19 protein-coding genes and 1 tRNA gene are annotated in these 22,265 nt (G+C 74.7%); 5 read left to right on the forward strand and 15 right to left on the reverse strand.

Features of this window, described 5'->3' with window-relative positions:
- Window positions 1-73 precede the first annotated feature (73 nt).
- Window positions 74-523, reverse strand: a complete 450-nt coding sequence (locus ABT093_RS00190; protein ID WP_350557965.1) for a hypothetical protein — start codon at window positions 521-523, stop codon at window positions 74-76.
- Window positions 524-827: 304 nt separating this feature from the next.
- Window positions 828-1,682, reverse strand: coding sequence for a 16S rRNA (cytidine(1402)-2'-O)-methyltransferase (rsmI, locus tag ABT093_RS00195; protein ID WP_350557968.1), 855 nt, complete (start codon window positions 1,680-1,682; stop codon window positions 828-830).
- 106 nt (window positions 1,683-1,788) lie between these two features.
- Here rsmI and ABT093_RS00200 point away from each other — a divergent pair, with 106 nt between their 5' ends.
- Window positions 1,789-3,669, forward strand: coding sequence for a dolichyl-phosphate-mannose--protein mannosyltransferase (locus ABT093_RS00200; RefSeq protein WP_350557971.1), 1,881 nt, complete (start codon window positions 1,789-1,791; stop codon window positions 3,667-3,669).
- A gap of 188 nt (window positions 3,670-3,857) precedes the next feature.
- Complete coding sequence (locus tag ABT093_RS00205; RefSeq protein ID WP_350557974.1) at window positions 3,858-5,624, forward strand: penicillin-binding transpeptidase domain-containing protein; 1,767 nt, start codon at window positions 3,858-3,860, stop codon at window positions 5,622-5,624.
- Window positions 5,625-5,643: 19 nt separating this feature from the next.
- Here the strand turns inward: ABT093_RS00205 and ABT093_RS00210 are convergent, their stop codons facing one another.
- The 5 genes from ABT093_RS00210 to ABT093_RS00230 all read right to left on the reverse strand — a co-directional run bounded on the left by ABT093_RS00210 (window position 5,644) and on the right by ABT093_RS00230 (window position 12,454).
- Complete coding sequence (locus tag ABT093_RS00210; protein WP_350557977.1) at window positions 5,644-7,068, reverse strand: glycosyltransferase 87 family protein; 1,425 nt, start codon at window positions 7,066-7,068, stop codon at window positions 5,644-5,646.
- A 127-nt stretch (window positions 7,069-7,195) separates the two neighbouring features.
- Window positions 7,196-8,683 (reverse strand): amino acid permease, encoded by a 1,488-nt coding sequence (locus ABT093_RS00215; protein ID WP_350557980.1) that lies wholly within the window; start codon window positions 8,681-8,683, stop codon window positions 7,196-7,198.
- Between the two features lie 249 nt (window positions 8,684-8,932).
- Complete coding sequence (locus ABT093_RS00220; RefSeq protein WP_350559162.1) at window positions 8,933-10,393, reverse strand: penicillin-binding transpeptidase domain-containing protein; 1,461 nt, start codon at window positions 10,391-10,393, stop codon at window positions 8,933-8,935.
- A 53-nt stretch (window positions 10,394-10,446) separates the two neighbouring features.
- Window positions 10,447-11,793: an FtsW/RodA/SpoVE family cell cycle protein gene (locus ABT093_RS00225; protein ID WP_350557983.1), complete on the reverse strand. Its 1,347-nt coding sequence runs from the start codon at window positions 11,791-11,793 to the stop codon at window positions 10,447-10,449.
- A 148-nt stretch (window positions 11,794-11,941) separates the two neighbouring features.
- Window positions 11,942-12,454 (reverse strand): DUF1269 domain-containing protein, encoded by a 513-nt coding sequence (locus ABT093_RS00230; protein ID WP_350557986.1) that lies wholly within the window; start codon window positions 12,452-12,454, stop codon window positions 11,942-11,944.
- A gap of 301 nt (window positions 12,455-12,755) precedes the next feature.
- On the opposite strand from ABT093_RS00230, the gene ABT093_RS00235 reads away from it, so the two are divergent.
- Window positions 12,756-14,072 (forward strand): VWA domain-containing protein, encoded by a 1,317-nt coding sequence (locus ABT093_RS00235; protein WP_350557989.1) that lies wholly within the window; start codon window positions 12,756-12,758, stop codon window positions 14,070-14,072.
- Window positions 14,073-14,074: 2 nt separating this feature from the next.
- Window positions 14,075-14,947: a peptidase gene (locus ABT093_RS00240; RefSeq protein WP_350557992.1), complete on the forward strand. Its 873-nt coding sequence runs from the start codon at window positions 14,075-14,077 to the stop codon at window positions 14,945-14,947.
- Window positions 14,948-15,135: 188 nt separating this feature from the next.
- Here ABT093_RS00240 and ABT093_RS00245 read toward each other — a convergent pair.
- The 8 genes from ABT093_RS00245 to ABT093_RS00280 form a co-directional block, all read right to left on the reverse strand.
- Window positions 15,136-15,209: transfer RNA gene (locus ABT093_RS00245), tRNA-Ala, on the reverse strand.
- Window positions 15,210-15,321: 112 nt separating this feature from the next.
- On the reverse strand, window positions 15,322-16,368 hold the full coding sequence (sepX, locus tag ABT093_RS00250; protein WP_350557995.1) for a divisome protein SepX/GlpR: 1,047 nt from the start codon (window positions 16,366-16,368) through the stop codon (window positions 15,322-15,324).
- A 150-nt stretch (window positions 16,369-16,518) separates the two neighbouring features.
- Entirely contained in the window at window positions 16,519-17,145 is a 627-nt protein-coding gene (locus ABT093_RS00255; protein ID WP_350559165.1) for a GNAT family N-acetyltransferase, read from the reverse strand.
- Window positions 17,142-17,645 carry a MogA/MoaB family molybdenum cofactor biosynthesis protein gene (locus ABT093_RS00260; RefSeq protein ID WP_350557998.1) on the reverse strand — a complete coding sequence of 168 codons (504 nt, stop codon included), beginning with the start codon at window positions 17,643-17,645 and terminating at the stop codon, window positions 17,142-17,144. Before ABT093_RS00260 ends, ABT093_RS00255 begins: the two co-directional genes overlap by 4 nt.
- A complete protein-coding gene (gene moaC / locus ABT093_RS00265; RefSeq protein ID WP_350559168.1) occupies window positions 17,642-18,082 on the reverse strand; it encodes a cyclic pyranopterin monophosphate synthase MoaC in 441 nt (146 codons plus the stop codon). The genes ABT093_RS00260 and moaC overlap by 4 nt, the downstream gene beginning before the upstream one ends.
- Window positions 18,083-18,269: 187 nt before the next feature.
- A complete protein-coding gene (gene glp, locus ABT093_RS00270) occupies window positions 18,270-19,625 on the reverse strand; it encodes a molybdotransferase-like divisome protein Glp (RefSeq protein WP_350558001.1) in 1,356 nt (451 codons plus the stop codon).
- 26 nt (window positions 19,626-19,651) lie between these two features.
- On the reverse strand, window positions 19,652-20,572 hold the full coding sequence (galU, locus tag ABT093_RS00275; RefSeq protein ID WP_350558004.1) for a UTP--glucose-1-phosphate uridylyltransferase GalU: 921 nt from the start codon (window positions 20,570-20,572) through the stop codon (window positions 19,652-19,654).
- A gap of 12 nt (window positions 20,573-20,584) precedes the next feature.
- Window positions 20,585-21,556, reverse strand: a complete 972-nt coding sequence (locus tag ABT093_RS00280; protein WP_350558007.1) for a GGDEF domain-containing protein — start codon at window positions 21,554-21,556, stop codon at window positions 20,585-20,587.
- A gap of 119 nt (window positions 21,557-21,675) precedes the next feature.
- On the opposite strand from ABT093_RS00280, the gene ABT093_RS00285 reads away from it, so the two are divergent.
- Window positions 21,676-22,251: a 5-formyltetrahydrofolate cyclo-ligase gene (locus tag ABT093_RS00285; protein ID WP_350559171.1), complete on the forward strand. Its 576-nt coding sequence runs from the start codon at window positions 21,676-21,678 to the stop codon at window positions 22,249-22,251.
- The last annotated feature ends 14 nt before the right edge of the window (window positions 22,252-22,265 follow it).

Raw genomic sequence — 22,265 nt, forward strand, 5'->3', positions numbered from 1 at the left:
CACCCCGCCGGACGGCGCGGGTCGGCGGCCCGGGGGCCGCCCGGGCCGCCGACCCGTCGCCGTCACCGGGCTCTCAGCCCCGGATCCGCGCCCAGAACCTCGCCCAGCGCCCGCCCGACGGGGCGGTCCGCACCGGCCCGGCCATCGCCGGGGCCCCGGCCGGCTCGGCGTGCGACGGGTACCCGGGGGCGTGCTGCCAGGGCTGGTCGGCGACGGACACCCGGCCCTCCCGCATGATCCGCACGGTGTGGCCGCCGCAGCCCGGGCAGGTCGGCTTGAGCAGCGGCGACGGCACCCGGACTCCGTTGGCGTGGTACTCGAAGACGACGTGCCCGTCGCGGGCCACGTGGTGCTCGATGTCGTACGCCTGCTCCCAGCCGTACCCGCAGCTCAGGCACGCGAAGGAGTAGGCCTCCCGGACGGTCTCGACGGGAGTGTGCGTCCGGCCGGCCGGGCCGGTGCCGCTCGGGCCGGGGTCGCTCAGGGCGTTGCCACCGCGGGGGCTACCGATCGTCTCGCTCATAGCCGTCTCCCAGCGCCCGCCGGGCGCTCGCCCGGCTGGGTCTTTCCATCCCAGGAAATGCCCGCACCGCCCCGGGCGATGCCCGTCTTGTGAAGACTTGGAGGCGGGTTGGGAATCCCTATACGAAAGGGTGGGTCCTGTCCGAGAACCTCGACCGAAGCTTCAGCTCGACGGGTGTTTACCCGGGGCCTTCTCTCCACGGTACGCGCCCTCGCGCCGTGCGGCACATCGCCGACGAACTGTACGTACCCGCAGCTCAGCGGCTTGTCGCGGCCACCTCAAGCCCCTTTCCGGCGGCCCCGCCTCAGCCGCCCGCGGCCGCCTTCTTGGCCGCCACGACCGCGTCGAAGACCTCCCGCTTGGGCACCGACAGTTCGGACGCGACCGCCGCGATCGCCTCCTTGCGGCCCTCGCCGGCCTCCTCCCGGACGGCCACCAGCCGGGCCAGCTCGGCCGGGGTCAGCTCCTGCGGCGCGGCCGGCGGCGCGCCCGCCACGACCACGGTGATCTCGCCCTTGACACCCTCGGCCGCCCAGGCCGCCAGTTCGCCGATCGGCCCGCGCCGGACCTCCTCGTAGGTCTTGGTCAGCTCCCGGCAGACGGCGGCGGGCCGCTCGGGACCGAACGCCCCGGCCATCGCGGCGAGCGCCTCGGCGATCCGGTGCGGCGCCTCGAAGAAGACCATGGTGCGCGGCTCGGCGGCGACCGAGGCCAGCTGCCGGGCCCGGTCGCCGCTCTTGCGCGGCAGGAAGCCCTCGAAGGTGAACCGGTCGACCGGCAGGCCGGACAGCGCCAGCGCGGTGAGCACCGCGGACGGCCCGGGCACCGCGGTCACCTTGACGTCGGCGGCGACCGCGGCGGCCACCAGCCGGTAGCCGGGGTCGGAGACGGACGGCATCCCGGCGTCGGTCACCAGCAGCACCCGCGCGCCGCCGAGCAGCGCCTCGACGAGCTCGGGGGTGCGCCCGACCTCGTTGCCCTCGAAGTAGGAGACCACCCGCCCGGCCGGGGTCACCCCGAGCGCCTGGGTGAGCCGGCGCAGCCGCCGGGTGTCCTCCGCGGCGATCACGTCCGCGGTGGCCAGTTCGGTGAGCAGCCGGGGCGGGGCGTCCGAGACGTCGCCGATGGGGGTGCCTGCCAGTACGAGTACTCCTGTCACGGACCCCATCCTTCCAGCAACCGGCCGCCGGGCGCTTTTGGTGACGATTCGGGCAGCTTCGGTGGGGGCCTCCGCAGGCTCACGATGCGCCCCTACGATGTGGCGGATGAACGGCGACACGGCGGCGCAGACGCCCACTGGTACAGACCACACCCCACGGGGTGACGTCGGCGTGCCGGTCCTGACGGACCAGCCGTCACCCGGGCTCCCCGGGCCCCGCGACCCGGCCGACGGCGGCACCGACGACGGCGGGCCCGGCGGGCCCGCCGGCGACGGCTCCATACCCCCGCCGCGGCGCCCCGCCTGGCTGCGCGGCCTGGGCCGCTTCGGCTACGCGCCGCCGCCGGCCGCGCCCCTGGCCGAGCGCCTGGTCCCGCCGATGCCGGACGGTCCGGGCGTCACCCCGAAGCGGGTGCCGCCCTCCCCGCTGCTGCTGCGCCTGGGCCTGTCCCTGCCGGAGCCGCTGTGGTCCTGGCTGGTCCGCTGGTCCGGCTGGCTCGGCCCGCTCGCGGTGGCGCTGTTCGCCGGCCTGCTGCGGTTCGACGGCCTCGGCTCGCCGAACGCGATCATCTTCGACGAGACGTACTACGCCAAGGACGCCTACGCGCTCTGGCACGGCGGCTACGAGATCAGCTGGCCGGAGGGCGCCAACGAGCAGATCATGGCGGGCGGCGCGGTCCCGTACCGGCCGAACCCCTCGTACGTGGTGCACCCGCCGGTCGGCAAGTGGATCATCGGCGCCGGCATCGAGCTGTTCGGGATGAACCCCTTCGGCTGGCGGTTCGCGGTGGCCCTGCTCGGCACCCTCTCGGTGCTGATGGTGGCCCGGATCGCCCGCCGGCTGTTCCGCTCGACCCTGCTGGGCTGCGTGGCGGGCCTGCTGCTCTCGGTGGACGGCCTGCACTTCGTGATGAGCCGCTCCGCGCTGCTGGACCTGGTGGTGATGTTCTGGATCCTCGCCGCCTTCGGCTGCCTGCTGCTGGACCGCGACCACACCCGGGCCCGGATCGCCGCCCGCCTCGAAGCACGCGGCGGCGTCCCGGACCCGGAGTTCGCCCGCCGGATGAACCTGGGCTGGCGCCCGTACCGGATCGCGGCCGGCGTCTGCGTCGGCCTCACCTGCGCGACCAAGTGGAGCGGCCTGTACGTGGCGGCCGCCTTCGGCCTGCTGACGGTGCTGTGGGACGCGGGCTCGCGCCGGCTGGCCGGCGCCGAGCGCCCCTACCTGTGGACGCTGGTCCGCGACGCGGTGCCCGCCTTCGTCTCGATCGTGGCGGTCTCGGCGGTCGTCTACATCACCTCCTGGTGGGGCTGGTTCGCCAGCAGCACCGTGCCGAACCAGGGCGGCTACGGCCGTGACTGGGCGGTCGGCCGCTCCACCGACTACCCGTGGATCCCGGAGGGCCTGCGCGCGCTCTGGCACTACCACTCGACGGTCTACGACTTCCACACCCACCTGAGCGACCCGCACACCTACCAGTCGAACCCGTGGAGCTGGCTGGTGCTGGGCCGGCCGGTGTCCTTCTTCTACGAGTCCCCGAAGCAGGGGGCGGCCGGCTGCACGGTGAACGAGTGCGCCCGCGAGGTGCTGGGCATCGGCACCCCGCTGCTCTGGTGGACCGGGGTGATCGCCCTGGTCTACTGCCTGTGGCGGTGGGCGGCCCGGCGCGACTGGCGGGCCGGCGCGGTGCTCTGCGGCCTGGCCGCCGGCTACCTGCCCTGGTTCGCCTACCAGCAGCGGACGATCTTCCTCTTCTACGCGGTCTGCTTCGTGCCGTTCCTGGTGCTCGCCGTGACCATGCTGGTGGGCGCGCTGATCGGGCCGCCCGGGGCCTCCCGGGACCGGCGGATCATCGGCGCCGCGGCAGGCGGACTGGTCGTCCTGCTGATCATGTGGAACTTCCTCTTCTTCCATCCCCTGTACACGGGCGAGACGATCCCGATGGAGGACTGGCGCCGCCGGATGTGGTTCAACACCTGGATCTGACCGCGGCCGGCCGGAAGTCACCCGAACGGCGAAGCGTACCGGTGTGGTGTGCGGGACGTACCAGAACCGTCACAAGACCCGGTCCCTTCGCCGGTGCCCGGAGTCCGGCTGCCTAGGCTGGGCTCCGAACGCGCATCCGGCCACCTCCCGGCTGCGGCCGATCGCCTGACCCTTGGGGGAACATCACCATGCGCAATGGCGCGAAGACCGGCATCATCACCGGCGTGGCCGTCGCCATGCTCGCCGCCGGCGGCTACGGGGCGTACAGCCTCGTCGGCGGTTCGGACGACAAGGGCGGGGAGCCCGCCAAGAAGCAGCGCACCGTGGTCGCCGAACCCCCGTCCGCCGAGCAGGCCGCGGCCGGGGCCAAGGACTTCCTGGACGCGTGGGCCGCCGGCGACATCGCCAAGGCGGCCTCGCTGACCGACGACCCGGCGGCCGCGACCACCGCGCTGAACGCGTTCCGGGACCAGGTGAAGCCGAGCGGGCTCACCCTGGCACCGTCCGGCCCGGCCACCCCGGCGGCCTTCGCCTCGGCGACCGGCACCCCCTCCCCCGCCAAGAGCCCCGGCACGACCCCCGCCACCACCGCGGCGGCCCCGGGCGCCGCCGACTCGGCCTCCCCCTCGGCGTCCGCCGCGCCGACCGGGGTGCTGATGGGCTTCAAGGCCCGCGCCGAGTTCGAGGGCACCAACCGGGTCTGGGACTACAACGGCTTCCTCGGCGTCGTGAAGATGAGCGACGACACCCCGGCCGTGCACTGGGCCCCGACGGTGATCCACCCGCACCTGGCCGCGGGCGAGACGATCTCCGTCCAGCCGCTGCCCCCGCTGGCGGGCAACGTGGTGGACCGCAACAACAAGGCGCTGAACAGCCCCTCGATCACCCCGCTGATCCCCACCCTGCAGGCCAAGGTCGCCAAGCTGCTCGCGGACCAGAACAAGGACCAGAACGACAACGGCACCGGCGTGGTGATCACCAACCCGGCCGACCAGAACAGCGTCCCGGACCGGCTGTTCACCATCGTCGACCCGAAGCCCCCGAAGCCGTTCAAGCTGACCATCGACGCCAACCTGCAGGCCGCCGCCGAGAAGGCGATGACCGACCTGGGCGGCAAGAAGGGCTCGATCGTCGCCATCGAGCCGAGCACCGGCCAGGTCCTGGCCTTCGCCAACGCGCCGGTCACCGGCCTGAACCGGGCCTTCCAGGGCCAGCTCGCCCCGGGCTCCACGCTGAAGATCCTCACCTCCACCGCCCTGCTGGAGGCCGGCGTCAACCCGGACACCCCGGTGCCCTGCCCGACCCTGAGCAGCAACCCGAAGAAGATCCCGAACTCCTTCCCGGACGCGTACCCGAACAACACGCTCCAGCAGGACTTCATGATCTCCTGCAACACCGCGTTCATCGACCAGGGTCTGACCAGCCTCAAGCCGGGCGCGCTGACCACCACCGCCAAGGACGTCTACGGCATCGGCCTGAACTGGCAGACCGGCCTGCCCAGCTTCGACGCGGTGGTGCCGGACGCCGGCACCAACAAGGACGAGCAGGCCATGCAGTCGATCGGCCAGGGCAAGGTCCAGATGAACCCGCTGGCCATCGCCTCGATCACGGCCACCGTGCAGAGCGGCACCTTCAAGCAGCCGATCCTGGTCGCCGAACTGCCGCAGCAGAAGGCCGCCCGCGACATGACCCCGGACGTCGACGCGAAGCTGAAGGCCATGATGGCCGCCACCGCCACCGGCGGCACCGCCAAGGACGTGATGGCCGGGATCTCCGACAACGCGGGCGCCAAGACCGGCTCCGCCGAGGCCACCGGCATCGCCACCACCAACAGCTGGTTCACCGCCTACCGGGGCAACCTCGCGGTCGCCGCCGAGGTCGAGGGCGGCGGCCACGGCGTGGACGCCGCCGGTCCCGCCGTCGCCTCGCTCATCAAGACCGCCGGCAACCGCTGACGCCCCCGCCGGGCCCGCCCTACCGCGCCGCCGGCAGGGCGGGCTCGGCGTTCGCCAGCAGGCAGGCCGCCGGGACCGGCGGGCGGGCGCTCCACCGCCGGGCGGCCAGCCGGGGCCAGATCACCAGCACGGCCGGCAGCGCCAGATAGCCGAACCGGCCGGCCGGGGCCAGCGTGAAGGCGATCGCGAGACCGGCGGCCAGCAGGTCCGCGGCGCCGATCGCGGAGACCGGCGGCGAGGCGAGCAGCCAGACCGCCACCCCGAGCCCGCCGACCGTCAGCAGCACCAGCGAGGCGGTGTGCCCGGTGGGCCCGAACCCGGCCAGCACCTTGCCGGGCAGCGGGCTGCCGGCCGGCGTCTGGATCGCGGCCAGTCCGAGCGGGAAGCGCACCACCTGATCGCGCAGTTCCTCGGCCCGCGCCAGGGCGTACGGCACCATGACGGCGGACGCCGCGCCGAGCGCGGTCAGCCCGGCCCGGGCGGCCGGCCGTCGGCCGTAGAGCCGCCAGAGCAGCAGCACGGCCACCGGCAGCGCCGGCCAGACCGTCCACTTCAGGGTTCCGGCCAGGGCCAGCACCAGCCCGGCGGCGATGGTCCGGTCCCGTTCGGCCAGCGCCATGGCCAGGCAGCACAGCCCGATCAGCGGCAGGTCCACCCCGCCGCCGACCAGCGCCAGCGCGACCAGCGGCGAGGCGGTGAGCACGGCCAGCGGCAGCAGCGGCGCGCGGTCCCGGCTGGGCCGCAGCAGCCGCCAGCTCGCCAGCAGGCAGGCCACGAAGGCCAGCGCGAACCAGATCCGGGCGTCCCCGGCCAGCCGGGCGAGGGCGCTGCCCTCGCCGAGGAGGGTGTGCGGCACTCCGAACAGCGACATCGCCGGCAGGTACGGGTTGTAGTCGGTGACCACCACCGGGTCCGGCAGGTACGGGCTGCCGGTGGTGAACAGCAGGTGCGCCGAGCGCTCGACCACCATCACCTCGGACTGGTGGCGGCCCTGCAGCACCAGGACCACCAGCGGCACCAGCACGGCGCCCAGCAGCGCGGCCGCCGCCCCCGCCCGGGCGGCGAGGCGGCGCGGCAGGACCACGCAGAACAGACCGGCGAGCAGGTAGGCGGGGGCCGCGAGGGTGCCCCAGAGCCGCTGGTTGGGCAGGTCGGAGACGAGCGGGAAGCCGGCCGCCCAGCCGGCGGCGGCCAGACAGCCGAGCAGCTGGACGCCGCGGTGCGCGACGAGGCCGCCCCGGTTCGGCCGGCCGGCCGGGAGCGGCGGGCCGCTCCCGCCACGCTGGTGGGGGAACGGCCGACGGGCCGGGCGGCCGCGCAGCCGGCCGGGTCCGGCGGACGGAGCGTCCGGGGGAACGGCCGGGGCGGGCGTCGTCGGGGTCGCGCCCCGGCCGGTGAAGCGGCCGCGCGGGCGGGAGTGGCCGGGCGTGCGGGTGCTCACCATGGTGGAAGGTTAGGGCCGGGGGCGGTGCGCTGTCGCCATGTCGACGGCGGGAGTGTCCGCCGACACGGACGGGGCCGCCGGGGGGTGCGAGTCCCTTGGGCGGCCCCGTCGGCGGCGCACCGCCGGCTCAGCCGACCCTGCTGCCGGACTCGGCCTCCTGGTCCGCCCGCTCCAGCCTGGAGTTCTTGACGCTGTAGCCGAAGTAGACCACCACCGCGAGCACCAGGGCGATCGCGCCCGCCACGAAGGTGTCCTTGTGCAGACCGGTGATCAGGTAGACGCAGAAGCCGACGCTGATCAGCGGGACGACCGGGTAACCCGGCACCTTGAAGCCGCGCGGCAGGTCGGGCTGGGTGCGGCGCAGCACGATCACGCCGATCGCCACGACCGAGAAGGCGATCAGGGTGCCCAGGCTGGTGATGTCGGCCAGCACCCGCAGCGGGACGAAGGCGGCCAGCGCGCCGACCCCGAGGCCGACCACGATGGTGTTCCAGACCGGGGTGCCGGAGCGCGGCGAGAGCTCCGCGAAGCGCTTGGGCAGCATGCCGTCGCGGCCCATCGAGTACAGGATGCGGGTCTGGCCGTAGATGACCACCAGGGTGATCGAGAAGATCGAGACGATCGCGCCGACCGCGAAGAGCATGGCCGGCCAGCTCTGCCCGGTGATGTCCTGGAGGATCTGGGCGAGCCCGGCCTCCTGGCCCTCGAACTTCTGCCACGGCTGGGCGCCGATGCCCGCGAGGGCCACCAGGATGTACAGCAGGGTGACCACGATCAGCGAGATGATGATCGCCATCGGCAGGGTGCGCCGGGGGTTCTTGACCTCCTCACCGGCGGTGGACACGGCGTCCAGGCCGATGAAGGAGAAGAAGATGCTGGAGGCGGCGACCTGGACTCCGCCGATGCCCAGCGGCATGAACGGGGTCAGGTTGCCGGAGTGGAAGCCGGTCAGCGCGACGCCGATGAAGAGCAGCAGGATCAGGATCTTGATGGCCACCATGGCCGTGTTGACCTTGACCGACTCGCTGACGCCGCGGATCAGCAGGAAGCAGACCATGGCGACCAGCAGCAGCGCCGGCAGGTTGAACCAATGGGTTTCGTCGGGCGCGCCGGTGAGCACCTCGGGGAGCTGGAAGCCGAAGGCCAGGTCGAAGAACTTGTTGAGGTACTCGGCCCAGCTGACCGCGATGGCGGAGGCCGAGACGCCGTACTCCATCAGCAGGCAGATGCCGACGGCGAAGGCGACGCCCTCGCCGAGGGTGGCGTAGGCGTAGGAGTAGGAGGACCCGGAGACCGGGATCGCGGAGGCCATCTCGGCGTAGCAGAGCGCGGTGAGGCCGGCGGTGACCGCGGCGATCACGAAGGACAGGATGACCGCCGGGCCGGCCGACGGCACGGCGCTGTTCAGCACGAAGAAGATGCCGGTGCCGATGGTGGCGCCGATGCCGATCGCGGACAGCTGCCACAGGCCGATCGAACGGCGCAGGTGGATGCCGGAACGTCCGCCCTCCTCGGGCGCACCGGCGGGCAGGCCCTCGCGGCCCTCGCTCTCGGCGATCAGGGTGGTGACGGGCTTGCGCCGGGTGAGGCGAGCGCCGAGCGTGTTGCTGGCCAAAACGGGGTCTTTCTAGGCGGGGGAGGGTTCCTAGCGGCCGGTCACTCGACGCGCCGAAGGGTGTCATCGGGGGACCAACCGAACAAAGATGGGACAGTACCCCGCGAAAGCACCAGTGTCGCAAACGAACAGTCCCGCCGCGCGCCTTGTACGAACCGTCGCACGGGCCGGTACAAACCGGACACTTCGCAGACGGCGGATCGGTCACCGAGCGGCTAGAGCGGCAGGTCAGCGGGGCTGGTAAGGGGCTCAACCGGCGAGTACCGCCTGCATCACCGCACGGGCCACCGGGGCCGCCGGCCCGCCGCCCGTCACCTCGGTGGCGTCGCTGTCCGCGATCACCACGGCGACCGCCACCGGCGGCACCGCGTCCGAGCCGGCCGGGGCGGCCCAGGCGATGAACCAGGCGTACGGCGTCCCGCTGTTGTCCACCCCGTGCTGGGCGGTGCCGGTCTTGCCGCCGACCACCGCGCCCGGGATCCGGGCGGCGCGCCCGGTGCCGTTCTCCACCGCGTTGGTCATCAGCCGCCGCACCTGCCCGGCGGTGCCGGGGCTGACCGCCTGCCGGTGGACGGCGGGCCGCATCAGCTGCACCGCGGTGCCGTCGCTCCGGGTCAGCCTGTCCACAAGCTGTGGACGCATCACCGTGCCGTTGTTGGCCACCCCCGCGGCGACCATGGCCATCACCAGCGGGGTGGCCGCGGTGTCGAACTGGCCGATCGAGGAGAGCGCCAGCTGCGCCTCGTCCATCCGGGTGTCGAAGACGGAGCGGGCCACCCGCACCGGGGTGTCCAGCCGGGAGTCGTTGAAGCCGAACGCCTCCGCCGTCGCGACCATCCGCTCCAGGCCGACCTGCACCCCGAGGTAGCCGAGCACGCTGTTGCAGCTGAGCGTCATCGCGGTGTCCAGCGACTGGCCGGGCTCGTCGCAGGCCCGGGTGTCGTTGACCAGCGGAGTGCCGGTGCCCGGCAGCAGGTAGGGGTACGGCGCGCCGGTCGGCGCCTCGACGTCGGTGACCACCCCGCTCTCCAGCGCCGCCGCCGCGGTGACCACCTTGAAGGTGGAGCCGGGCGGGTAGGTCTGGCGCAGCGCCCGGTTGAGCAGCGGCTGGCCGGGGTCGGTCCGCAGCCGGTTCCAGGCCTCCTGGTCGCCGGCGGAGGTGCCGGCGAAGCTCCCGGGGTCGTAGGAGGGGGTGGAGGCCAGCGCCAGGATCCGCCCGGTGGCCGGCTCGATGGCCGCGACCGCGCCCTGCCGGCCGCCGAGGCCGCGCACCGCCGCCTCCTGGGCGGCCCGGTCGATGGTGGTGTGGACGTCCCCGCCGGGGTTGCGCCGCCGGGCGACCGCGTCCCACACCGCCCAGCCCGACAGCCGGGGGTCGGTGCCGGAGAGCAGCGCGTCCTCGGTGCCCTCCAGCTGGCTGTTGCCGTAGGTCTGCGAGGCGTAGCCGGTGACCGCGGCGAACAGCGGCCCGTCGGTGTAGGTGCGCTTGAAGTCGAACCGCCCACCGGTGGCCCGCGAGCCGGTGACGCTGTCGCCGCCCACCCGGATGCTGCCGCGCGGCTGCGAGTAGCGCTCGATGACCGGCCGCTGGTTGGCGCTGTTGCGGTTGAGCTCGTCGGCCCGGAACACCTGCACCCGGGTGGCCTGGGCGCACAGCGCCACGATCAGCAGCAGGCAGAAGGTGCCGGCCCGGCGCCCGGTGACGGAGATCCCCGGCAGCCCCTGCGGCCCGTCGCCCGGCCGCCCGCCCCCGCGCCGCCGGCTCACCGCCGCTCCCCCGGGGCCGGCCGCCGGGCGGCATCGCTCATCCGGATCAGCAGCGCGACGATGATCCAGTTGGTCACCACCGAGGAGCCTCCCTGGGCGACGAACGGCAGGGTCATCCCGGTCAGCGGGATGAGGGCCAGCACCCCGCCCGCGACCACGAACACCTGGAGGCCGACGAGCGCCGCCAGCCCGATCGCCAGCAGCCGCCCGAACGGGTCGCGCAGCGCGATCCCGGTCCGGAACCCGCGCGAGACCAGCAGCGCGTAGAGCAGGAACACCGCGAACAGGCCGGTCAGCCCGAGCTCCTCGCCGAGGGTGGCGAGGATGAAGTCGGACTTGGCGGCGAAGCCGATCAGCGCCGAGTGCCCGTTGCCCAGCCCGGTGCCCAGCTCACCGCCCCAGGCGAAGGCGAACAGCGACTGGGCGATCTGGTTGGCCCCGTGCCCCTCGGTGATCGAGCCGAGCGGGTCCAGCCAGTCCTCGACCCGGCTGTGCACGTGCGGCGAGAGCCATCCCACCCCGACCGCGGCCACCGCGGCCAGGAACAGCCCGATCGCGATCCAGCCGGTCCGCGCGGTGGCCACGTACAGCATCACCACGAAGAGGCCGAAGAACAGCAGCGAGGTGCCGAGGTCGGTCTCCAGCACCAGCACCCCGACGAAGGCCGCCCAGATCACCAGGACCGGCGCCAGCACCCGTCCGGGCGGCAGCCGCAGGCGCCCGCCGCGGCTGGGCCGCACCCGGCGCCCGGTGAGCGCCAGCGCGTCCCGGTGCACGGCCAGGTAGGCGGCGAAGAACACCGCCAGCAGGACCTTGGCGAACTCCCCCGGCTGGAGGGAGAGCGGCCCGACGGTGATCCAGATCCGCGAGCCGTACACCGGCGGGAAGAAGATCGGCAGCACCAGCAGGACGAGGGCCGCCAGCGCCCCGACGTAGGCGTACCGCTGCAGCCGCTTGTGGTCCCGCAGCAGGAGCAGCACCAGGACGAACAGGCCCACCCCGAGGCTGGACCAGAGCAGCTGGGTGGGCGCCGCGTTGCCCGGGGTGACCCGGTCCAGCCGGTAGATGGCGACCAGGCCGACGCCGTTCAGCAGCAGCGCGATCGGTAACGGCAGCGGGTCCGCGTACGGCGCCTTCCAGCGGACCGTGCCGTGCGCCAGCAGCGCCAGCACGCCGAGCGCGGCGCCGTACTGGCCCGCGTCGGCGGGCACCTCGGCGTCGATGGTCAGGCCCACCGCGGCGTAGCCGAGCACGGCGATCAGCACGGCGGCGAGGACGAGCGCGAGCTCGGTGTTGCGCCGGGTCGGCACGCTCCGGCGCGGCCGGCCGGCGGTTCTCGTCACGGCGGAGGGTGTCGCCACGGACCGTCCAGGAGGTCGGGGCCGCGGGGGCACCGCCGGAGTGACGACCGGGGCGGACGGGCGGCGGGCCCGTCCGCCCCGGCGTGAGCGGCTGTTCCGGCGGGATCCGCGGGCCGGACGGAGGAGAGGGTCAGGCGGAGGCCGGGGCGGTGTGCGCCCGGGCGGCCTCGATGGTCGCCTTGAGGTCGGCCTCGGCCTCGGCGGAGAGCGAGGTCTGGATGATCTGGCCGCCGTGGCGGGCCAGCGCCGGGACGACCTTGTCCGCGGTGGCCGTGCGGACCAGCAGGAACACCGCGGCGGTGCCCGGCCGCAGGTGCTCGCCGACCTGGCGCATGAAGTCGTCGTCCACCCCGATGTCGGTGGTGGCGCCGACCGCGGCCCCGGCCGCGCCGCCGACCGCCGCGCCGACGAACGGCATGAAGAACAGCAGGCCGATCACCCCGCCCCACAGGGCGCCCGAGGCGGCGCCCGCCCCGGTGGTGCTGACCTGCTGGTGCAGCTTGATCTTCCCGTCCTCGCGGCGCTCGACGACGACCGCGTCCTCCAGCTCGATCAGCATCTGCTTCTGCAGCCCGACCGCCTCGTTGCGCACCGCCTGGGCGGTGGCCAGATCCGGATAGGCGATCGCGAAGAGGTTGCTCACGTGCGGGTCCTTCCCCTGAAGCGGACGTACCGACCGGGGCGGGCGCCGGTGCGACGGCGCCCTCGCCCCGTTCGTCACCCTAACGAGCAAAATCCATATCAATCGACTTTTCACCCGGTGTGTCCGGTATTGCCCGGCCCTCCGCCACCACCGGGGCCGCCACCGGGCCGCGCGACCGGCGCACCCCGGAGCACCCCCGCACCGATCGCCCACCAGCGCCCGCGAGTTCGCGCCGGGGCCCGCCCGCCCGCGCACCATCGCACGTTGGCCACGGGGAACTGATGATCCCTAGGATCGGCGGGTGATTACCGGACGACGACCGAAGGCCAGGCTCGGCAGCCTGCTGGCCGCCCTGGCGATAACGGGCGGGGCGCTGCTCAGCGGCCTGCCCGCCCATGCCGACGAACCATCAGCCGGCGCTGCCGGCAAGGAAGCCCCCCGGGTCGACCTCGTCCTGGACGTCAGCGGCTCCATGCGGGCCACCGACATCCAGGGAAAGAGCCGCATCGCGGTGGCCCAGCAATCCCTGAACGACGTCATCGACGCCCTGCCGGCGGAGACCGAGTTCGGCATCCGCACGCTGGGCGCCAACTACCCCGGCGACGACAAGGTCCAGGGCTGCCTGGACACCAAGCAGCTCTTCCCGGTCGGGAAGACCGACAAGACCGAGGCCAAGACCGCCGTCGCGACCCTGCGCCCGACCGGCTGGACCCCGATCGGCCTGGCCCTGCGCGGCGCCGCCCAGGACCTCGGCAAGGGCGAGACCACCCGCCGGGTGGTGCTGATCACCGACGGCGAGGACTCCTGCGCCCCGCCGGACCCGTGCGACGTGGCCCGCGAGCTGGCCTCCCAGGGCATCCACCTGGTGGTCGACACCCTGGGCCTGGCGCACGACGACAAGACCCGCCAGCAGCTGCTCTGCATCGCCAACGCCACCGGCGGCACCTACACCGACGTGCGCACCCAGGAGCAGCTCACCGAGAAGGTGAAACAGCTGGTCGACCGCTCCAACGACACCTACACGGTCACCCCGGTCAAGACCGCCGGCACCGACAAGTGCGAGTCCGCGCCGGTCCTCGCCCCCGGCGTCTACAGCGACCGCGAGAAGTTCTCCGAGCACCGCGTCTACCGCGTCCCGGTCAAGGCCGGCCAGGAGCTGCGCGCCTCGGTCAGCGTCTCCCTGGACCGCGCGGTGGCCCGCGACTACGGCGTCCTGCTGCAGGCCACCAGCGCCACCGGCCAGGAGCTGGTCCGCGGCACCGACGCCGGCAGCAGCCGCACCGACGTCGTCTCCACCGGCCTGCGCTGGTCCGCCGACGCCTCCAAGGGCTACGCCACCGCGACCGCCTCCGCCTCGCCGAGCGGCAAGCCGGAGACCACCGTCTGCCTGGTGGTCTCCAACTCGCTGGCCCCGCAGCCCGGCGTCGCGGCCGACCCCGGCCTGCCGCTGGAGCTGACGGTCGACCTGACCGCCGCCTCCCCCGCCCCGGACGGCCCGGCGATGGGCCTGGGCCGCGGCTGGATCCTGCTGCTCGTGCTCACCCTGGCGGGCCTGGTGACCGGCCTGCTGTTCGGCTGGATCGCCCGCTGGCGCATCGCTGTCTGGCAGGAGAACTGACCATGCGTACGACCTTCCTCCGCACCGCCGCGGCCGCGCTGGTCCTGCTCCCGGCGCTCGCCCTGACGGCCCCGGTCGCCTCCGCCGCCTCGCCCTCGCCGAGCGCGAGCGGTACCCCGGCCCCGGCCAACAAGGCCGGCACCTCCTTCCTGACCGCCGTCAACCTGGCCCCCGGCCAGGACGCCGCGGTCGCCGTCTCCACCGGCGACTACCTGTACTGGGCCTTCGGGGCCGCCGAGGGCCAGACCGCCAAGGTGAGCCTGACCGTCAACCTGGCGCCCTCCGCCGACCGGCACGGTCCGCAGACCTGGAGCGTCGAGGTGTTCGACGGGCTGCGCCGCCGGCAGGCCTGCACCGAGGGCACCCAGAACGCGACCGCCGAGCAGGCCGCCGGCTCGCTGACGCTCAGCTGCACCCTGCGCGAGGTCCGCTCCTGGGCCGAGCCGTGGTCCGGCGACCCGCTGCCGGGCAGCTACTACGTCCGGCTCTCGGTCGCCGACGCCCCGCAGCCCGACCTCGGTCTGGCCGCCTCGGTGCAGCTGCACGTGGCCGCCAAGGGCGACACCGACAACGCCCAGCCGGAGGGCGGCCAGCTCAAGGCGCCGCTGGTCCCGCCGGCCGGCGGCGGCGCCGCGACCGCCAAGGCGGCGGCCCCGGAGGAGCCCGAGGAGCACTGGTACACCGGCTGGTTCTCCGGCTGGAACAGCCGCTGGTTCTGGACCCTGGCCGGCGGCGCCCTGGCCGCCCTGGCCGGCGTCGCGGGCTACACCCTCACCCGGCACCCGCGCGGCCGCCGTCCGGCCCGCTACGGGGCGGTCCCGCCGCAGTCCGGCGCCCCGCAGCCGGGCCCGTACGCGGGCTCCGGCCAGCCCTGACCCGTCCGACCCCCGAGGGCCGGCCCGGACATCCTCCGGGCCGGCCCTCGGCCGTTCCCGGACGTGATCCGTCCCGCACCGGCCCCGAGGCGCCCGTGCGGCACCCCGGCTGACCCCCCGTCGGCCGACGCACCCCCACAACGCGGAAGTCCCGCCCGATCAACCGATCGGGCGGGACTTCCGTTGGGTGGAGCTGAGGGGATTCGAACCCCTGACCCCCTCGATGCGAACGAGGTGCGCTACCGGACTGCGCCACAGCCCCAACGAGAAGAAACTCTAGCACCTTTCGGAGGGGGCCCGTGACCACCCCCCTGGTGGGGGCCGCGCAGGCGGCCCCGGGAAGCGAAGAGGCCCCCGGGGAGGGGGCCTCGGAGCTACTCGTTGGCGGCGCGCGGGCGGGGTTCCGCGGCGGGGGGCTCGGCGTACTGGTCGAACAGCGGGGTCTTCCGGGACTCCGCCGGGCGCCCGGCGGTCCAGGTGCCGGGGGCCGACAGGTCGAGCCCTCGGTTGACCCGGGGAGCCACCGGGGCCGTCACGTAGGTCGGCAGCGGGACGGGCACCGGCTCCCAGGAGTCCGGGCCGGCCGCGCCGCGCTCCCGCATGCCGTCGACCCACTCCTCGTGCTCGGTGGCCTCCGCCACGGCCGAGGCCGAGGCGGCGGCGCCCTCGGAGGCGGCCCGGGCGGCGTCGGCCTCGGTGGCGAGCCGCAGGTGCGGGCGTCCGCGCCCGGCGGGCGCCCCGGCCGCCGGCTCGGCGGCCGCGGGGGCGGGTGCGGGGTCGGCGGCGGGCTTCTCGCGGCCCGCCTCGGCACGCAGCTGCTCGCGCTTGCGCAGCCGCTCGGCGGCCTGGGCCGCCCGGACCCGGTCCAGCTTCACCGCGTACCGCTGGCGCTCCAGCCGGCGCAGATGGCCGATGTAGAGAGTGAGCAGGAGCGCCGGGAGCGCCGGCACCCAGAGGAAGGCCAGACCGGCCACCGCCGCGACCACCGCGCCCACCGCGAAGGCCAGGAAGAGGACGGTGACCATCCGGCGCCGGCGGGCCAGCAGCCGCGCCCGACGCTCGGAGCCACCGCCCCCGGGTCCGGACCGCGCCTCGGCCCGGACCGCCGGGCGGGGGGCCGCCGGGTCGACGCCCGGCCCCTGCGCGGGGGCGCCGGGGGCGGGCGCGGGGTCGTCGGAGGCGGCCGCGTCCCGCTCGGGGGGGCCGTCCTCGGTCTGCTCGTCGTCACGCGGTTCGTCACCCAGGGCCCGGGACGCCCGCCGCTCCAGCGCCGAACGCCCGGCCAGCAGGCGGATGGCGGTGCTGAAGCGTTCCGTCGGGCGCGCCTCGTTGAGCTCGTCCTGCCTGCGGAGCCACATCGGCACCAGATAGGCGGCCCAGGCCCCTACGATGACGGCGTAGATAAGGCCGCTACTGCTCACGATTCACACCGTACGGGCGTGGAGGAAGGGCCGGTAGCAATTTGGCACGGCGTGTCGTGTGATCAAGCTGATTCTCCGACTATTTTGCCGGTATTTGTGCCCCTCCGTCGCCACGCCGATGCCATATCGATATTTCATTCGAACATGTATTCAATTCCTGGGGCGGCGCCCCGCGCTGAGGGAACGCCAGCGTTCCAGCATCCCCTCGGGGACCTCCTCGGCGGTGAGCGCGAACACCAGGTGGTCCCGCCAGTCGCCGTCGATGTGCAGATAGCGCGGCCGCATTCCCTCCGAGCGGAACCCAAGCTTTTCCACCACCCGCCGGCTCGGACCGTTCTCCGGCCGGATGCACACCTCGATCCGGTGCAGGCCCAGGGTGCGGAAACAGTGGTCCACCGAAAGCGCCACCGCGGTCGGCATGATGCCCCGGCCGGCCACCCCCTCGTCGATCCAGTAGCCGACGTTGGCCGAGCACATCGAGCCCCAGGTGATCCCGCCGACGGTCAACTGCCCGACCAGCCGGCCCCGGTACAGCACCACGAAGGGCAGCATCCGGCCGGCCGAGGCCTCGCCGCGCAGGTAGCGCACCATCTGCCGGTAGGTCGGGCGCGGGCCCGCCGCGAGGCCCGCCGGACCGGGCGGCACGGTGGCCTCCCAGCGTCGCAGCCAGTCCCGGTTGCGACGGCTGACCTCCTGCCACTCGCGCTGGTCGCGGGCCCGGATCGGGCGCAGCACGACGTCCCCCTCGTGGAGTTCTACCGGCCAGCCGGCGTTCAGTGCGCGCTCCCGGAAGCTGGTGCGTCGGACCGGGGGTGGTCCCCGCCGCCGAGCTGGTCGACGGCGTGGCCGAGCAGCGGGGCCAGCACGGCCAGACCGTCCCGGACACCGCCGGTCGAGCCCGGCAGGTTGACGACCAGGGTACGTCCGGCGGTGCCGGCCAGCCCCCGGGAGAGCGCCGCGGCCGGCACCTTCTCCCGGCCGTACGCGCGGATCGCCTCGGGGATGCCGGGGATCTCGCGCTCCAGGACCCGCGCGGTCATCTCCGGGGTGAGGTCGGTCGGCGAGATGCCGGTCCCGCCGGTGGTCAGCACGACGTCGTAGCCGGCCGCCACGGCCTCGCGCAGCACCGCCTCGACCGGTGCGCCGTCCGGGACGACCCGGGGACCGTCGACGGTGAAGCCCATCGCGCGCAGGCCCTCGGCCAGCAGCGGGCCGCCCTTGTCGGCGTAGACGCCGGCCGCGGCGCGGTTGGAGACGGTGACCGCCAGCGCCTTCATGCGGAGGCCTCCGGGGCGGTCCAGTCGCCGCTCTTGCCACCGGTCTTGGCGAGCACCCGGACGGACTCGACGGTGGCGCCCTTGTCGACCGCCTTCACCATGTCGATCACGGTCAGCCCGGCCACCGCGACGGCGGTCAGCGCCTCCATCTCGACGCCGGTGCGGTCCGTGGTGCGCACCGTGGCGGTGATCTCCACCGCGTCGTCGGCGACGGTCAGCTCGACCTTGACGCCGGAGAGCGCGATCGGGTGGCAGAGCGGGATCAGCTCGGGGGTCTTCTTGGCGCCCATGATCCCGGCGATCCGGGCCACCGCGAGCGCGTCGCCCTTGGGCAGGCCCTCGCCGCGCAGCAGCTCCACCACGCGCGGGGCGACCCTGACCCGGCCGGCCGCGACGGCGGTCCTGGCGGTCACGGCCTTCTCGGAGACGTCGACCATCCGGGCCGCGCCCTGCTCGTCGACATGGGTGAGGCGGTCGCCGGGGGGTGAGGTGCTCACGGGTGCTCCAGGGGCGCGCAGGTCGAATACCGCGCTACCGTACCCCCCGTCGCGGCCCCCGCGTGGGACGGGCCGCACCCGTGGACGGCCCGCCCCGGACGGGAGTTCGCCCGGGTACCCCCGCGTCTCAGCCGCCGAGCAGCACCACGTCGACCTCGCTGCCGGCGGGCAGCTCGGTGACGTCCTCGGGCACGGTGATCAGGCAGTCGGCCCGGGCCAGCGCGCCGACGAGGTGCGAGCCCGCGCCGCCGACCGGCTCGACCAGGCCGTCGGCGGCCGCGTACCGGCCGCGCAGGAACTGCCGGCGCCCGGCCGGCGAGCGCAGCGCCACCGGGCAGCGCGCCCGGACGACGGGGCGGTGGACGTCCCCGGCGCCGAGCATCGCGCGGATCACCGGGCGGACGAACAGCTCGAAGGAGATGTACGCGCTGACCGGGTTGCCGGGCAGGGCCATCAGCGGCACGCCCGCCCCGGGGCCGATCCGGCCGAAGCCCTGCGGCTTGCCGGGCTGCATCCGCAGCCGCCGGAAGTCGACCCCGCCGTACTCGGCGAAGACCTCCTTGACCACGTCGTACGCGCCGACACTGACGCCGCCGCTGGTGACGATCAGGTCGGCCCGGCCGAGCTGGTCCTCCAGCACGGCGCGCAGCCGGGCCGCGTCGTCGGGCACGCCGCCGACCCGGTAGGCGATCGCGCCGGCGTCCCGGGCCGCGGCGGTGAGGGTGAAGCTGTTGGAGTCGGCGATCTGCCCCGGGCCGACCGGATCACCGGGCTGGACCAGCTCGCTGCCGGTGGAGAGCACCACGACCCGCGGCCGGGGGCGGACGGTGACGGTGGCCCGGCCGATCGCGGCGAGCAGGCCGAGCTGGGCGGGGCCGAGCCGGGTGCCGGTGGTCAGCACCAGGCTGCCGGCGGCGACGTCGCCGCCGCGGCGCCGGATGTGGGCGCCCTCGGCGACCGGGCGCAGCACCCGGACCTCCTCGCCCTCGACCGGAGCGGTCATCGCGTCGGCCGGGCGGCCGGTGCCGGTGCCGCCGTCGGTCCACTCGACCGGGGCGACGGCCTGGGCGCCGGGCGGGACGGGCGCGCCGGTCATGATCCGGGCGGCCTGGCCCGGGCCCACCGCGGGGAGCTCACCGGCGCCGGCGGCGATGTCGCCGACCACCGCGAGCACCGAGGGGTACGCGGCGCTCGCGCCGACGGTGTCGGCGGTGCGCAGGGCGTAGCCGTCCATCGAGCTGTTGTCGAAGGGCGGCAGGTCCCCCTCGGCGAGGACGTCCTCGGCCAGCCGGCAGCCCTGCGCGTCGAGCAGCCGGAGCTCGATCGCGGGCAGCGGGCCGACGGCGGCCAGGACGTCGGCGAGGTGCTCGTCCACGGTCCACAGACCGTCCGGACGGGCGGCGGGGCGGGCGGCCGGGGCCGGGTCCGCGGAGTCGTCGCAGCAGGCTGCGGGGGTGGTACCGCTCTCCGTGGACCCGGTCATCGGCGCGCTCGCTCTCTGTGGGGGTGTCAGTCCTGCAGCTCGGAGGCGACGAACTCGCGCAGCCAGCTGCGGAAGTCCGGGCCGAGGTCCTCGCGCTCGGAGGCCAGGCGGACGATGGCGCGCAGGTAGTCGGCGCGGTCGCCGGTGTCGTAGCGGCGGCCCTTGAAGAGCACACCGTGGACCTGGCCGCCGGTGTCGGCGGGGCGGTTGGTCAGCTCGCGCAGGGCGTCGGTGAGCTGGATCTCGCCGCCGCGGCCCGGCTCGGTCTCGCGCAGCACGTCGAAGACCGACGGGTCGAGCACGTAGCGGCCGATGACGGCGTAGTTCGACGGGGCGTCGGCGGTGTCGGGCTTCTCGACCAGGTCGGTCACCTGGAAGACGTCGTCGCCGAAGCCGTTCGGCTTGACGGCGGCGCAGCCGTACAGGTGGATCTGGGAGGGGTCGACCTCCATCAGCGCGACGACCGAGCCGCCGAGCTCCTGCTGGACCTCGATCATGCGGGCCAGCAGCGGGTCACGGGGGTCGATCAGGTCGTCGCCGAGGAGGACGGCGAAGGGCTGGCCGGCGACGTGCTGCTCGGCGACCGAGACGGCGTGGCCGAGGCCCTTGGGGTCGCCCTGGCGGACGTAGTGCATGTTGGCGAGCTCGACGGACTCGCGGACCCGGCGCAGGCGGTCCTCGTCGCCCTTGCGGGCGAGCAGCTCCTCCAGCTCGTAGGCCCGGTCGAAGTGGTCCTCCAGGGCCCGCTTGTTGCGGCCGGTGACCATCAGTATGTCGGACAGGCCGGCCGAGGCCGCCTCCTCGACGACGTACTGGATCGCCGGCTTGTCGACGACGGGCAGCATCTCCTTCGGAGTCGCCTTGGTGGCCGGCAGGAATCGGGTACCCAGACCGGCCGCGGGGACCACTGCCTTGGTGACCGGGGTACGGGAGTTCGTCGTCGTCATGCGTTTACCTTACTAAGGCACGTATTTCGCCTGACCGGGCGCAGTTGACCGATGCTCGGGCAGCACGTCGCCGGACCCGGCCGCGATGGCAGGCATAGGGGACGTGGCGGGCGGGGTGAGGGGGTCCCCTCCGACACAGGGCGACAGACTACCCGCCTTTTCCGAACGGTCACGTTCGGCTGCGAAGACTCCCTCCGTACACGGGGAGGCGGGCGTCCGCGCGGCCGCCGGGGCGCCCTGCGCAACGTCCGCCGCGGGGGGCCGGGGACCGGCCGGGCGCCAGCAGTCGCCGCCGGCCGCGCGGGCCGCCGCGAGCGCCCGGTCGGCGGCCCGCAGCAGCACCGCGGCGTGGGCGCCGTCCTCGGGCAGCACGGCCAGGCCGGCCGCGGCGGTGAGCCCGTTGCCGTACGGGCGCCGGCCCTCCCGGTCGCCGGAGGACCAGTCCAGCAGCAGGTGGCGGCGGACCGACCAGACCAGCCGGTCGGCGACCTGGGCCGCGCCCTCGGCGCCGGTGTCCGGCAGCACCACCAGGAACTCCTCGCCGCTGTAGCGGCCGAGGGTGTCCGAGCGGCGGATCTCCATGCCGAGCCGCTGGGCGAGGTCGCGCAGCACCGTCCCGGCCCGGGCCCGGCCGTGCTCGGCGACCACCGCGTCGAAGCCGCTGATCTCCAGCAGCAGGACGGCCAGCGGACGCGGCCCGTCCTGCTGCTCCTGCCGCTCGGCCCGGCGGGCCCGGTCGATCTCCCGCTCCAGGGTGAGCTGGAGGTGGCGGTAGTTCCAGACGCCGGTCACCGGGTCGCAGGAGGCGGTGCGCTCCAGCTCGGCGCAGCGGGACTCCAGGGCGGCGAGGCGTTCGCGCAGCGCGGCCTCGCGCTGCGCCGCACGGGCCGAGCCGCGCCGCAGGCGGCCGCCGAGCACGGCGGCGCCGGCCAGCGCGGGGGCGCTCAGCACGGCCAGGGCCTGGACCAGCACCGGGGTGGACATCGGGGGCTGCCTTCCGCGTGTCAGGCTCTGGGCGTCCCGGTCGCACGGGCGTCGGGGATCCGGAGCGGTCGTGGTCGAAGCGGTCGAGGTCGAGCGGTGGAGGAGCGGTGGACCATCCCATGCACAACGAGAAGAGCGCGCTGAGGACACGGCTGCTGTCCGAACGGCGGGAACTGCCGCCCGAGGCCCGGGAACGGGCCGCCGAGGCGCTGGCCGGGCACGCCGGGGAGCTGGCGGCCGCGGCGGCCACGGTGGCGGCGTACGTCTCGGTGGGCGCCGAGCCGGGCACCCGTCCGCTGCTGGACGCGCTGCGGGAGCGCGGGGTGCGGGTGCTGCTGCCGGTGCTGATGGCGGACAACGACCTCGACTGGGCCGCGTACGAGGGCCCGCAGGCGCTGGCCCCGGCCGGGCGCGGCCTGCTGGAGCCGGTCGGCGAACGGCTGGGGCCGCGGGCGGTGACCGAGGCGGGCCTGGTGCTGCTGCCGGGGCTGGCGGTGGACCGCCGGGGGCTGCGGCTGGGGCGCGGCGGCGGCTCGTACGACCGGGTGCTGGCCCGGCTGGAGCGGGCCGGGGCGCGGCCGGTGCTGGCGGTGCTGCTGTACGAGCACGAGCTGCTGGAGCGGGTGCCGGCGGAGCCGCACGACCGGCCGGTGGACCTCGCGCTGACCCCCTCGGGCACGCACCGGCTGGGCTGAGCGGGCGGACGGAC

This window comes from Kitasatospora sp. NPDC002551 (assembly GCF_040296005.1).
Taxonomy (GTDB): Bacteria; Actinomycetota; Actinomycetes; order Streptomycetales; family Streptomycetaceae; genus Kitasatospora.

Coding starts and splice junctions, on each gene's coding strand:
- ABT093_RS00190 (WP_350557965.1), bottom strand. CDS start 523: ATGAGCGAGACGATCGGTAGCCCCCGCGGTGGCAACGCCCTGAGCGAC.
- ABT093_RS00200 (WP_350557971.1), top strand. CDS start 1,789: ATGAACGGCGACACGGCGGCGCAGACGCCCACTGGTACAGACCACACC.
- ABT093_RS00205 (WP_350557974.1), top strand. CDS start 3,858: ATGCGCAATGGCGCGAAGACCGGCATCATCACCGGCGTGGCCGTCGCC.
- ABT093_RS00210 (WP_350557977.1), bottom strand. CDS start 7,068: ATGGTGAGCACCCGCACGCCCGGCCACTCCCGCCCGCGCGGCCGCTTC.
- ABT093_RS00240 (WP_350557992.1), top strand. CDS start 14,075: ATGCGTACGACCTTCCTCCGCACCGCCGCGGCCGCGCTGGTCCTGCTC.
- ABT093_RS00260 (WP_350557998.1), bottom strand. CDS start 17,645: ATGAAGGCGCTGGCGGTCACCGTCTCCAACCGCGCCGCGGCCGGCGTC.
- moaC (WP_350559168.1), bottom strand. CDS start 18,082: ATGGTCGACGTCTCCGAGAAGGCCGTGACCGCCAGGACCGCCGTCGCG.
- glp (WP_350558001.1), bottom strand. CDS start 19,625: ATGACCGGGTCCACGGAGAGCGGTACCACCCCCGCAGCCTGCTGCGAC.
- galU (WP_350558004.1), bottom strand. CDS start 20,572: ATGACGACGACGAACTCCCGTACCCCGGTCACCAAGGCAGTGGTCCCC.
- ABT093_RS00280 (WP_350558007.1), bottom strand. CDS start 21,556: ATGTCCACCCCGGTGCTGGTCCAGGCCCTGGCCGTGCTGAGCGCCCCC.
- ABT093_RS00285 (WP_350559171.1), top strand. CDS start 21,676: ATGCACAACGAGAAGAGCGCGCTGAGGACACGGCTGCTGTCCGAACGG.